The organism is Pelomonas lactea (assembly GCF_043555885.1).
In the GTDB taxonomy this organism is placed as follows: domain Bacteria; phylum Pseudomonadota; class Gammaproteobacteria; order Burkholderiales; family Burkholderiaceae_C; genus Pelomonas; species Pelomonas lactea.
Window position 1 is genome coordinate 551721 of record NZ_JBIGHX010000003.1, and the last position, 11992, is coordinate 563712.

At 73.3% G+C, this 11992-nt stretch carries 10 protein-coding genes; 3 read left to right on the forward strand and 7 right to left on the reverse strand.

All coding sequences use genetic code 11. The features are described from left to right. Positions 1-71: 71 nt before the first annotated feature. The 3 genes from urtD (at position 72) to ACG04Q_RS11030 (ending at position 2524) form a co-directional block, all read left to right on the forward strand. Positions 72-905 carry an urea ABC transporter ATP-binding protein UrtD gene (gene urtD, locus ACG04Q_RS11020; protein WP_394510972.1) on the forward strand — a complete coding sequence of 278 codons (834 nt, stop codon included), beginning with the start codon at positions 72-74 and terminating at the stop codon, positions 903-905. After that, on the forward strand, positions 895-1677 hold the full coding sequence (gene urtE / locus ACG04Q_RS11025) for an urea ABC transporter ATP-binding subunit UrtE (RefSeq protein ID WP_394510973.1): 783 nt from the start codon (positions 895-897) through the stop codon (positions 1675-1677). The genes urtD and urtE overlap by 11 nt, the downstream gene beginning before the upstream one ends. 217 nt (positions 1678-1894) lie before the next feature. After that, positions 1895-2524 (forward strand): response regulator, encoded by a 630-nt coding sequence (locus ACG04Q_RS11030; protein ID WP_394510974.1) that lies wholly within the window; start codon positions 1895-1897, stop codon positions 2522-2524. Here ACG04Q_RS11030 and ACG04Q_RS11035 read toward each other — a convergent pair. The 7 genes from ACG04Q_RS11035 to ACG04Q_RS11065 form a co-directional block, all read right to left on the reverse strand. Next, complete coding sequence (locus tag ACG04Q_RS11035; RefSeq protein ID WP_394510975.1) at positions 2481-4391, reverse strand: hypothetical protein; 1911 nt, start codon at positions 4389-4391, stop codon at positions 2481-2483. The genes ACG04Q_RS11030 and ACG04Q_RS11035 overlap by 44 nt on opposite strands. A gap of 4 nt (positions 4392-4395) precedes the next feature. Continuing rightward, positions 4396-6306, reverse strand: a complete 1911-nt coding sequence (locus ACG04Q_RS11040; protein ID WP_394510976.1) for a hypothetical protein — start codon at positions 6304-6306, stop codon at positions 4396-4398. A gap of 94 nt (positions 6307-6400) precedes the next feature. After that, positions 6401-8707 (reverse strand): protein kinase domain-containing protein, encoded by a 2307-nt coding sequence (locus tag ACG04Q_RS11045; protein ID WP_394510977.1) that lies wholly within the window; start codon positions 8705-8707, stop codon positions 6401-6403. A gap of 2 nt (positions 8708-8709) precedes the next feature. Next, positions 8710-9315, reverse strand: coding sequence for an ECF-type sigma factor (locus ACG04Q_RS11050; protein WP_394510978.1), 606 nt, complete (start codon positions 9313-9315; stop codon positions 8710-8712). A gap of 80 nt (positions 9316-9395) precedes the next feature. Next, on the reverse strand, positions 9396-10358 hold the full coding sequence (egtD, locus tag ACG04Q_RS11055; protein WP_394510979.1) for an L-histidine N(alpha)-methyltransferase: 963 nt from the start codon (positions 10356-10358) through the stop codon (positions 9396-9398). Then, positions 10355-11518: an ergothioneine biosynthesis protein EgtB gene (gene egtB, locus ACG04Q_RS11060; RefSeq protein WP_394510980.1), complete on the reverse strand. Its 1164-nt coding sequence runs from the start codon at positions 11516-11518 to the stop codon at positions 10355-10357. Before egtB ends, egtD begins: the two co-directional genes overlap by 4 nt. Positions 11519-11592: 74 nt before the next feature. After that, positions 11593-11979 carry a VanZ family protein gene (locus tag ACG04Q_RS11065; protein WP_394510981.1) on the reverse strand — a complete coding sequence of 129 codons (387 nt, stop codon included), beginning with the start codon at positions 11977-11979 and terminating at the stop codon, positions 11593-11595. Positions 11980-11992 lie beyond the last annotated feature (13 nt).

The following is an 11992-nucleotide window of genomic DNA, read 5'->3' on the forward strand; positions in this document are numbered from 1 at the left end:
TGGGCCGCTCCCGAGCCGACTCGCATCCCCGCGGGGGATCGGTCGATGTACTCATCGAACGAGGGGCTGACATGACACCAGAACTTCTCGAAGCCGGCGCTGAGACGCGCTCGCGCGCCATCACCCGCATCGCGACCGCCGGCGAACCCATCTTCAACCAGGGTGTGGCCCTGTACGTCGAAGACCTGAAGGTCGCCTTCGACGGCTTCCAGGCGCTGGGCGGCCTCTCGTTCACCATCGGCGTGGGCGAACTGCGCTGCGTCATCGGCCCCAACGGCGCTGGCAAGACGACGACGATGGACTGCATCACCGGCAAGACCCGGCCCGACAGCGGCCGTGTCTACTTCGGCAGCAATCTCGATCTGCGCCAGATGAACGAGCAGCAGATCGCCCGCGCGGGCATCGGCCGCAAGTTCCAGAAGCCGACCGTGTTCGAGGCGCTGACCGTCGCCGAGAACCTGGAACTGGCGCTGGCCGGCGACCGCCGCGCCCGCTTTGCGATGCGCGCCAAGCTCAGCGGCACGCAGCGCGACCGACTCGGCGAGTTGCTGAAGACGGTTCACCTCGCCGACGAGCAGCACCGCGTCGCCGGCCTGCTCAGCCACGGCCAGAAGCAGTGGCTGGAGATCGGCATGCTGCTGGCGCAAACGCCTAAGCTGCTGCTGCTGGACGAGCCCGTGGCCGGCATGACCGACGAGGAGACCGAGCGCACCGCCGAGCTGTTCCTGAGCCTGGAAGGCAAGCACTCGCTGGTCGTCGTCGAGCACGACATGAGCTTCGTCGCCACGCTGGCCGGCGCGCACCGCACGGTGACGGTCTTGCATGAAGGCAAGACGCTGGCAGAAGGCACGATGGCGACGGTGCAGTCCGACGAGAAAGTGATCGAGGTGTACCTTGGCAGATAACGCAGCCCCCACGCATCCTGCGGATGCTGCCCCCCGAGGGGGCGCTCACCCGCCTTGGGGCGGCCCGGCGGCGGGTGACCTCCTCAAGGTCCAGGACCTGCACAAGCACTACGGCGGCTCGCACATCCTGCGCGGCCTGAGCTTCGACCTGAAGCCGGGCGAGATCACCGTCGTCATGGGCCGCAACGGCGTCGGCAAGACCACGCTGCTGAAGAGCCTGATGGGTGTCGTGCCCGTCACGTCCGGGAGCCTCACGCTGGCCGGCGAGAACATCGACAAGCTCAAGACCCACCAGCGCGTGCGCGCCGGCCTCGGCTATGTGCCGCAGGGCCGCGAGATCTTCGGCCGGTTGACCGTCATCGAGAACCTGCAGATGGGCCTGGCCAGCCAGCCCGCCGGCACGCCGCTGCGCGACGAGCTGTTCCAGCTCTTCCCCGTGCTCGCCAAGATGCGCACGCGCCGCGGTGGCGACCTGTCGGGCGGCCAGCAGCAGCAGTTGGCGATTGCCCGCGCGCTGGCGCCCAACCCCAAGGTGCTGCTGCTGGACGAGCCCACCGAAGGCATCCAGCCCAACGTCATCCAGGACATCGGCCGCGTCATCAAGCACCTGGCCCACGACAAGGGCCTGTGCGTCGTGCTCGTGGAGCAGTACTACGACTTCTGCGAGGAACTGGCCGACCAGTACCTGCTGATGCAGCGCGGCGAGATCGTCATGCGCGGGCGCGGGGCCGACATGAAGGCGGATGGGGTGAGGGAGCGGCTGGCGATTTGAGCGCGCGGGGCCGTGTCAGGCCGTGGCGTGCGCGTCGTCGCCGCCGGGTTGGTCCGCGTCAGTGGTTTGCCGACGAGTTCCCATTCGTCCTGCGCCGACAGGACGGCCGCTGCGGCCGGCTTCCAACTCGCCGTGCAGGGTTCTGCGGCGGCGTTATCGTGGCGCATCGATTCGGGCGGCGGGTGGCCGCTCGCCGGGCTTGCATCGGGGAGGCGCCGTGGACGATCTGGCAAAGCTGATTTCGGCGCTGGCGGCGCTGGCCTGGCCGGCGGTCTTCGCCGTGCTGCTGGTGAAGCTGTTCGGGCCCATCCGGGCGCTGGTGGAGTCGGCGCGTGGCCGCAAGTTCACCATCAAGGTGGCGGGCAACGAGCTGACGATGGAGGAGGCCTCCGAGCAGCAGCGCGTGTTGCTGGCCGACCTGCAGAACAAGCTGGCGCAGCTGGAGAAAGGCCTCGCGTCCCCGGTGGCTGTCGCCCCGGCCACCGAGGCCAGGCCGCGCGGCAAGCGTGTTCTCTGGGTGGATGACCGCCCCAGGAACAACAGCTTTCTCGTTGCATCGCTGCAGGATCGCGGCGTGCAGGTGGACATCGCCCTGTCGACCACCGAAGGGCTGGAGGCGCTGAAGCAGGCGCGGTATGACGCGGTGATCTCGGACATGGGCCGCCCGGAAGGCGAGACGGCCGGCATCGACCTTGCCTTGAAGATGAAGACGGTGGCGCCCGGCGTCCCGGTGTTCATCTACTGCGGCAAGTGGGGCGCCACGCACCTGCGCGACGATGCGCTGGCGGCGGGCGTGGTGCTGATCACCTCGTCCGCCAGCTCGCTGATGGCCGCGCTGCCGTTGTGATCGCGGCGCGCCGCCGGCACCACGGCCCCAGGCCGATGACGACGCCCAGGCCCAGCAGCATCAGGCCGGCTGCGCCCGGCTCGGGCACCGGGCTGATGCTGACGCGACCGCTGGCCAGCAGCTGTGGCGTGTCCACCCGCCAGCCGTCCAGCCCCTGCACGCTGATGCGGCTGAATGCGCCGTCGAGCTGGGCAAAGCCCAGCGCCTGCCAGCCGTCGCCGTCGGTGGGCGTCACGCCGTGAAAGCGCAGCAGCAGCTCGCCGCCGGCATGCAGGCGGCCGATGCCGGTCAGGCGGTCCCCGGTCCAGCCGTCCGGTCCGGCCGTGATGTCCAGCGTCAGGCGGGACTGCGGCCCCAGCCACAGCTCGCTGCCACCGAACGTCAGGTTGCCGAGGCCGTTGCCACGCGCCGCGCCGGGGCTCGCGCCGGCCAGAAAGCTGAACGCGCCGTCGAAGCGGCCGCTGCCGCTGACCTCGCCGTCCAGCACCAGCAGCCCGGCGCCGCCCTGTGAACGCCGCGTCAGCACCAGGCCGTCGTTGACCAGCGCGCCCTGCAGCCGGCCGCCGTTGCCGGCCGTCAACTGATCGCCGTCGCCCAGCGCCATGCCGTTGGCCGCCGCCAGCTGGTTGTCGCCCGCCAGCACCGTGCGGCTGCCGAGCCGGGCCAGGTCCAGGCTGTCCAGCTGCACGCGCGCGCCCGCGGCCAGCGTGAGCGTGCCGGTCAGGTCGACGGCGCCGGCCTGGGCCGGGTCGCCGAGGCGCAGCAGGCCGCCGCTGGCGTTGATGCCGGTGGCGCCCGCCACGCGGCCCAGCCACTGGCCATGGCCGCTGAGCAGCGGTGTGTTGCCGCCCAGCACGCCGGCCTGCAGCACGCCGCCGGCCAGGCGCAGCTCGCGGGCCTGCAGCAGGCTCTTGCCGGTCATGATGGCGCGCTCGCCGGTATGGATCGTCAGCGTGCCGTGCACGTAGAGCTGGCGGTCGCGGTCGACCGTGACGGTGGGCGCGATGGCGCCCAGCTGCAGGTCGCTGTCGACGGTGATGACGCCGCTGATCCAGTCGATGCCGCCGGCGCCGGTGAGCCGGCCGACCGTCAGTTCGCTGCGCTTGAGCGTGATGGCCGCGCCCGCACGCAACGCCAGGCTGTCGGCCTGCCAGCGGCTGAGTTCCAGCTGCACCGACACGGGCTGCCCGGCGCCGCCCAGCGTCACGCCGCCGCCGCTCCACTGGCTGTCGTAGAGCGTGACGAGCGCCGGCACGAGGCCGCCTTCGAGGGTGGCGCCGCCGGGCGTGTGCAGCCGGCTGCTGGCCAGCGTCAGCTGCACGGCCGCGCTGTCGCCTGCACGGGCGCTGCGGCGCACCAGGTTCAGCCGGCCGTCGACCCGCACGTCGCTGCGCAGCACGCGCAACTGCTGGTCGAGGCTGCCGGCCATCGTCAGGCTCAGGCCGGCGTCGCCACCGTCCCAGGTGCGCCGGCCGGTGCCGCTGGCCTGCACGGCGGCGCTGATCGTCTGCCGCGCGCCGCTGCGGTTGACGATGCCGCCGCTGACCTGCAGCGACCGGCCCGCCAGCGTGTAGGCGCGGCTGCCGTCGAACATCAGGCTGCGCACGCCGAGCGCGGCGATGTCGTTGGTCAGCAGGCTGGGGCCGGCGCCGCCGAAGCCCAGTTCATCGTCCGCGCGCAGCGGCGCGCTCCAGTTGGCCGGCAGGCTCAGCAGGCCGGGCGGCAGGCCCGGCACCGTCGACAGCGCGCCGGTCCACCAGACGCGCGCCACCACGGGCGGCTCGCCGCCGCTGTCGGCCCGGGCGGCGTTGCAAAGCGTCAGCGCAGCCAGCGCAGCCAGTGCGGTGCGGGAGAGGGCGGGGCGCACCGGCTCAGCCCTGCAGCCGGCGCCGGCACCAGGGCAGCGCGGCCAGCCCCAGCAGCATCAGCAGCGCCGGCGCCGGCTCCGGCACCGGGGTGATGGAGACGCGGCCGCTGGCCATCAGCTGAGCGGTGTCCAGCGTCCAGCCGTCGGCGCCTTCCAGCGTGATGCTGCTGAACTGCCCGGCAATGCGGCCAAAGCTCAGTCCCTGCCAGCTGCCGGCCAGCGCCGGGTCCGCGCCGTGCAGCCGCAGCCGCAGCGCGCCGCCGGCATGCAGCACGCCGACGTTGGCCAGCCGGTCGCCCGTCCACTGCCCGCCGCTCTGGCCGAGGTCCAGCGTCAGCACGCTGCTTGACCCGAGCCAGACCTCGCCACCGCCGAAGTCCAGCGTGCCCACGCCGGCGCCGAGATCGCCGCCGGGGCTCAGGCCGCCCAGCAGGTCCAGGTTGCCGCGGAAGGCGCCGGTGCCGCTGACTTCACCGGTCACGTGCAACAGGCCCGCGCGCAGCGGGGCGCGCTGCTGTGCCGTCACCAAGCCGTCGTTGATGAAGCGGCCCTGGATCTCGGCGGCCGTCGTGACCGTCAGCGTCTCGCCACGGCCCAGCACGATGCCGGCCGCCGACGCCAGCACCGAGCCCTGGCCCAGCAGCGTGCTGGGGCCCAGCTGGGCGACGTCCAGCGCGTCCAGCTGCACGCTGGCATTGGCGCCCACGTTGAGCGTGCCCTGCAGCGCCACGGCGCCGGCCTGCTGCGCATCGCCCAGCTGCAGCCGCCCGCCGCTGGCCTGGATGAGCGTGCCGCCGCCGACGCGCCCCTGCCAGCGGCCCTGGCCCGACAGCTGGCCCACGCCGCTGCCCAGCGGCCCGTCGGCCTGCAGCGTGCCGCCGTTCAGCCGCAGGTTGCTCGTCTTCAGCGCCTGGCTGCCGGCCGCCAGCGCGAGCCGCTCACCGCTGTTGACGGTCAGCGTGCCCTGCACCTCCAGCTGGCGTGTGCTGCCCAGGCTGACCTGCGTGCCCAGCGCCGCCAGCGCCAGCGCGCCGCGCGCCTGCACCCGCCCGAGCTGCCAGTCCAGCGCGCCGCTGCGGCTGAGGCTCGCGAAGCTCAGCTCCCCGCCGGCCAGCGTCAGCGTGCCGTTGCCGGCGATGGTGAGCTGGTCCGTGCGCAGCTTGCTGGCGGCGTCGATGCCCAGCGTCGCGGCGCGCGTCGTGCCGCCCAGGGCCAGCGCGCCGGTGTTGGTCCACTGGCTGGCGTTGAGCTGCACGCGCAGCCCCTCCAGCGCGGGCGTCACGTTCAGGTTGGCGCCGGTGGTGGTCAGCTGGCTGCTGCGCAGCGTCAGCGCCTGCGCGCTGCCCAGGTTCAGCGGGTGGCCCAGCGCTGGCGTCAGCGCCCCCGCGACCGTGGCCTGCACCTTGTTCAGTGTCAGGCTGCCGTGCACGGTGCCGCTCATCTGCAGCTGCAGGCCCGCCGTGCCGCCGTTCCACGACTGGCTCTGGCTCAGCGACGCCGTGCCGACGCGCGCCTGCACCGTCTGCAGCACGCTGCTGCCGTTGAACAGGCCGTCGGTGACGGTGAAGGCCTCGCCCTGCAGCGTGAAGGCGCTGCTGCCGCCGAAGCTGACGCTGCGCAGGCGCAGGTCACGCAGGTCGTTGACGCTGGTGGCCGAGCCGCCGCGGCCGAAGCCCACCGCCCGGTCGTTGGTAAGGCCGCCCGTCCAGTTGGCTGCGGTGCTCCACTGGGTGCCGGCGAGGTCTAAGTTGGTCTTGCCCTTCGTCCACCAGATGTCGGGCGTCGGCGCACCGGGCAGGCCGGGGAAGGGGTCCTGCAGGTCGTCGATGAGATCGGCCCGGGCGGCGGGGGCCAGCAAGGTCAGCAGCGCGGCGGCCAGGGCCGTTGCGCGGGCGCGCGCACGGGGCAGGGGCATGGGGATCTCCGGCAGGGCAAAGCGCCACGTCTGGGCGCCACGCAGGCCTTAACGGGATCTGCCCCGGGAGCCTGTCAGCGGCGTCGCCATCAAGTTAGGGGGTGTCTGCTGGCGTGCGGCGCAGCGGGTGGTCGGCCGGCAGCAGCCGCTGCCGCGTGTCCTGCGCGGCCTGCAGCAGCGGCCGGGCGTCGGCGTCGCGGCCGCGCGCCTGCAGCCAGCGGGCGTACGCGGCCTGCGCGTCGGCCTCGCCCAGCGGGTCGCCGGCGCCGCGCAGGCCGGTCAGCGCCTGGCGGTGGGCGGCCTCGGCGCCGGCGGCATCGCCCAGCGCCGCCAGCGCGTCGGCCAGCCGGCTCAGCGTCAGCGCATGCACCGGGTTGCCGGTGTCGCCGCCCTGGTCGGCCGCGGCCAGCGCCTCGCGGTAGGTGGCGGCGGCCGCCGGCCATTGCCCGCGCCGGGCCTGCAGCAGCCCCAGCTCGCGCAGCACGCGGTGCAGGTAGGTGGCGTCGGCGCCGTAGCGTGCGCGGGCCTGGGCCAGCGCCTGGGCCAGCAGTGGCTCGGCCTCGTCCAGCCGGCCCTGGGCCATCAGCGCCATTGCCAGCACGGTCAGGCGCCGGTGGTGCAGGCCCGGCAGCGCCGGCAGCGCCTGGCCGATGGCCACTGCCTGGCGTGCCTGGGCCTCGGCGTCCCGCGGTCGGCCGGCGGCCAGCGCCCACAGCGCGAGGTTGTTGTGCAGCTGGGCGACCTGGTTGTGCGCGTCGCCGAACTGCGCACGGCGCAGCGCCAGCGCGCGGTCCAGGTGCGGCCGCGCGGCGGCGGTGCGGCCCAGGTTGCTGAGCGTCATGCCGGCGGCGTTGTGGGCGTCGGCCAGCTCGGCGGGCGGCACGTCGGCCAGCGCCTCGCGCAGCGCCAGGCAGCGCCCGGCCGCCGCGGCCGCGGCCTCGTAGTGGCCCTGGCGGTTCAGCGTGAACGCCAGCTTGTACTGCAGCGCGGCTTCCTGGGCGCGGCGGTCGGGGCCGGCGGCGGCCTCCAGCGCGATGGCCTCGCGGTAGGCGCTGGCGGCGGCGTCGAGCTGGCCGATGTTCTCGTACACGGTGCCCAGCACGTCCAGCAGCCGGGCGCGCTGGGCCGGCTGGTCCTGCAGCTCGCGCTGCAGCTGCGCGTGCCCGCGGTCCAGCAGCAGGCGCACCGGCGTGTCGGCCGCACGCAGGCCGCCGTTCTCGGAGTCGGCACCCTCGAACAGCCGGATCACGAAGCGGCTGATCTGCTGCGCGGCCTCGGCCTCGCGGCGGGCGTTCTCGCGCTGCTGGGCCAGGCCCCAGGTGAACGCGCCGGCCATGGCCAGCGCGCCGGCGGCGGCCAGCAGCACCAGCCAGTGCCGCCGCAGCGCCAGCGCGGCCACGTAGCGGCGCCGCGCCGGCCCGGGCGGCCAGGCCTGCACCGGCCGGGCCTGCTGCAGCCGGTGCAGGTCGGCCCGCAGCTCGCCGACGGTGGTGTAGCGCCGCGCCGGTTCGGCCGCCTGCGCCCGCGCGAGGACGGCCTGCAGTGCCTGCCCGCGCAGGCCGCCCGTCGGCACGTCGGCCAGCAGCCGCTGCAGCAGCCGGCCGAGGCTGTAGATGTCGCTGGCCGTGCCGGGCGTGGCGCCGGCCAGCTGCTCGGGGCTGGCGTAGGCGGGCGTCAGCGCGGGCTGCATGTCGGGCGAGTCGCCCTGCGTGAGGCGGGCGATGCCGAAGTCAAGCAGCCGCACCTGGCCGTCGGCATCCACCAGCACGTTGGACGGCTTGATGTCGCAATGCACCACCAGCCGTGCGTGGGCGTGGGCCACCGCGTCGCCCACCTGGTCGAACAGCGCGAGCCGGGTGGCGAGGTCGGCGCCGCGGGCGTCGCACCAGCGGTCGATGGGCTGGCCGTCGACTAGCTCCATGACGAGGTAGGGCTGGCCGGCCGGCGTGCTGCCGCCGTCCAGCAGGCGTGCGATGTGCGGGTGGCGCAGGCCGGCCAGGATCTGCCGCTCGCGGGTCAGCCGGGCCAGCGCGTCGGCATCGGCCAGGCCGCGCAGCAGCTTGATGGCCACCTGCTGGTCGTACGCGCCGTCCGCGCGCTCGGCGCGCATCACGCGGCCCATGCCGCCTTCGCCGAGGTCGCCGCGCAGCACCCAGGGGCCCAGCCGGTCGCCGGGCTTCAGCGGCTCGGCCGGCGGCTGCCAGGCGCGCGAGGCGGCAGCGATGGGCGCGCCGATGCGCGTGGTCTGGCGGTGCGCCTGCAGCAGCGCCCACACGTCGTTGCGCAGCGCGTCGTCGGCGTCGGCGGCCTGCAGTGCCTGCCATTGCGCGGCGGCGTCGGACAGGTCCACCAGCGCGTCGAACAGCGCCTTGCTACGCGCGTAGCGGCTGGGCGCGGCCACGGTCAGGCTTCGAGGCTGGCGCGGCCCAGGCCGGCCGACAGCCAGGCGCGCGCATGGCGCAGCTCGCGGTCCACGGTGGCGACGGACAGCTCCATCAGCGTCGCGATCTCCTCGCGTTCCAGGCCGACGAAGTAGGTCAGCTGCACGATCTGCGCGGCGCGCGGGTCCTCGGCCTCCAGCTGCTGCAGCAGCCGGTCCAGCGTCAGCAGGTCGGCGGTCTGGGCGTCCTCGCCGAGGCCGGACAGCGTGCCGTCCACCAGCTGCCAGCCGGCGCCGCCGGCCCGCTTGGCGGCCTGGCGGCGGCGCGCATGGTCCACCAGCACCTGGCGCATCGCCAGCGACACGGTGGCGAAGAAATGCTGGCGGTCCTGCCAGTCCGGCGTGCGGTTGACCAGCCGCAGCAGCGCCTCCTGCAGCAGGTCCTCGGCGGCCAGCGACGGGCTGTCGTGCCCGCGCAGCCGCGACTGCGCCAGCCGCAGCAGTTCGCCCTGCACCCAGTCCAGCAGCCGGCGCAGCGCCTGCGCGTCGCCGGCCTGCCAGTCATGCAGCAGCTGTGTGAGGGGACGCTGGTCGTGAGGAACTGGTGGCGTTGCTAAGGGCGGGGTCATGCGCGGCGGTGACTACCTGGGCCGGCCGGCATTGTCACCACACCCTCGCCGTTTGCACTCCGCGTTGGCCCGTCCCTGTTTCAGGCCTGCAGCCACAGCAGTGCGAACCAGCCCTGAGGGTCGGTCCACACGGCCCCGGGGCGGAACCCTGCGCGCTGCGCCATGGCCTGGAAGCCCGACACGGTGTATTTGTGCGAATGCTCCGTGTGCAGCGTCTCGCCCTCGCGGAAGGCGTAGACCTCGCCACCCAGCTGCAGCTCGAGTGCCCGCGTCGCGCGCAGGTGCATCTCGATGCGTCGGTAGGCGGGGTTGTAGAAAGCCAGGTGCTCGAAGCCGTCGCAAGGAAACTCCGCGCCCAGCTCGCACCGCGCCCGCCGCAGCACGTTGAGGTTGAAGGCAGCCGTGACGCCGGCGGCATCGTTGTAGGCCGCGTGCAGAACGCCGTGGTCTTTCACGAGGTCGATGCCGATCAGCAGGCCGCCACCGGCCAGCTCGGCGGCAGCCAGGCGCAGGAAGGCATCGGCCTCGGCGGGCGTGAAGTTGCCGATGCTGGAGCCGGGAAAGAAGCCCACGCGGCGCGTGCCGTCGGCGCAGGGCGGCAGCGTGTGCGGACGCGTGAAGTCGGCCACCAGCGGCTGGATGGCGAGGCCGGGGTAGTCGGCAGCCAGCCCGTCGCAGGCCGCCAGCAGGTGCGGGCCGGAGATGTCCACCGGCACGAACTGAACGGCGTCGCGCGGCATCGCGTCCAGCAGCAGCCGCACCTTGCGCAGCGCGCCGGCGCCGTACTCCACCAGTTGCACCTGCGGCCCGAACTGCGCAGCCATGTCGGCGGCGTGCGCCTGCAGCAGCGCGAGTTCGGTGCGCGTCGGGTAGTACTCGGGCAGGTCGCAGATCTGCTCGAACAGCCTGGAGCCGGCTTCGTCGTAGAAGTACTTGGGCGAGATGGCCTTGGGCGAGCTGCTGAGCGCCGCATGCAGGTCGGCGGCGAACTGGTCGCTCTCCGCCGAGGCACGGGGCTGGCGCCAATCGAGTCCGGGTTTCATCGTGCGAGCCTCACTCCACTGAACTGCCAGCGCGCGGCCGGCGGGAAGAAATTGCGGTAGCTCGGGCGGGCATGGCCGGCCGGCGTTGCGACGCTGCCGCCGCGCAAGACCTGCTGGCCCACCATGAACTTGCCGTTGTATTCACCGACCGCGCCGGGCGCCGGCTTGAAGCCGGGGTAGGGCGCATAGCTGGAGCGTGTCCATTGCCAGGCCTGGTCCGCGGCCTGGTGGAATCCGGGCAAACGGCATGCCGCCTCCCACTCGAACTCCGTCGGCAGCCGCGCGCCGGCCCATTCGGCGAACGCGCAGGCCTCGTAGAAGCTGAGCTGTGACACGGGAGCGCCCGGGTCCAGTGGCTGCACGCCGTGCAGGCCGAAGACGCTGCCGTCGGGCAGCCAGTACGCAGGTCGCTGCCAGCCTTGCGCCTGTACGGTGGCCCAGCCGTCGGACAGCCACAGCAGCGGCTCGCGGTAGCCGCCGGAGGCGATGAAGTCGGCGTACTCGCCGCAGGTGACGAGGCGGTTGCTGATCTCGAACGGCGCCAGCAGCGCAGCATGGCGCGGGCCCTCGTTGTCGAACGCGAAGCCATCGCCGGCGGCGCCGTCAAAGCCGATCTCGACGATGCCGCCGGGGTGCTGCAGCCAGGCCTGCGCGGGCGGCGCCGCCGGGGCGGGCGGTGCCGCGTCATACGCGGGCAGCAGCGGATTGCAGGAGAACGCGTGCAGGATGTCGGTCAGCAGCAGCTCCTGGTGCTGCTGCTCGTGGTGGCAGCCCAGCTCGATGAGCGCCCGGGCCTCGGCCGACGCTGCCGGCAGCAGGTCGGCCAGCGCGGCGTCCACATGCCGGCGATAGGCCTTGACTTCGTCCAGCGACGGCCGGCTCAGCAGGCCGCGCTGCGGGCGTGCGTGGCGCGGGCCCAGGCTTTCGTAGTAGCTGTTGAACAGGCGCGGCCAGCGCTCGTCGAAGACGCGGTAGCCCGGCAGGTGGGGCTGCAGCACCAGGGTCTCGAAAAACCACGTGGTGTGCGCCAGATGCCATTTGGCCGGGCTGGCATCGGGCATGGACTGCAGCTGCGCATCCTCGTCCGACAACGGCGCGGCCAGGGCCAGCGAATGGGCGCGGGTGGCGCGGAGCAGGTCCGGCAGCAGGCGGGTCGACATGGGTTGGTACCGTATCGCAGTCTGCTGCCAACGGTATGTCAGTGCAGAGGCACTGGCTGTAGGACTGGACCGCCCTACCTGTCCCTGGCAACGAGGACAGCGATGGGCCAGGCCGCCAGCAGCCCCAGTGCGATGCCGACGCCGTCGGCCATCACGTCATGCCAGTCGGCCTCGCGCGGTGGCAGAAAGCCCTGGGCGATCTCGATGCCCACGCCGTAGGCCAGCAGCGCCAGCACCAGCCACACCCATTGGCGGGGGCTCGGCCACAGCGCCCAGACGGCGCTGAAGGCCAACGCGCCGAAGGCCAGCGCGTGGTTGGCCTTGTCCCAGCCGGTGTTCATTGTCTTGGGCGGCGCCGGCGACAGCGCCAGCCAGGTGATGACGGCCACCAGCAGCGCGAGCAGCGCACGCCACAGCGGGCGGCGCGCGGGGGCGGTGAAGAGGGGCAGCAGGTAGTTCATGGCGGGCGGCATT

Coding starts and splice junctions, on each gene's coding strand:
- ACG04Q_RS11050 (WP_394510978.1), bottom strand. CDS start 9,315: ATGACCCCGCCCTTAGCAACGCCACCAGTTCCTCACGACCAGCGTCCC.
- urtD (WP_394510972.1), top strand. CDS start 72: ATGACACCAGAACTTCTCGAAGCCGGCGCTGAGACGCGCTCGCGCGCC.
- ACG04Q_RS11040 (WP_394510976.1), bottom strand. CDS start 6,306: ATGCCCCTGCCCCGTGCGCGCGCCCGCGCAACGGCCCTGGCCGCCGCG.
- egtD (WP_394510979.1), bottom strand. CDS start 10,358: ATGAAACCCGGACTCGATTGGCGCCAGCCCCGTGCCTCGGCGGAGAGC.
- ACG04Q_RS11065 (WP_394510981.1), bottom strand. CDS start 11,979: ATGAACTACCTGCTGCCCCTCTTCACCGCCCCCGCGCGCCGCCCGCTG.
- egtB (WP_394510980.1), bottom strand. CDS start 11,518: ATGTCGACCCGCCTGCTGCCGGACCTGCTCCGCGCCACCCGCGCCCAT.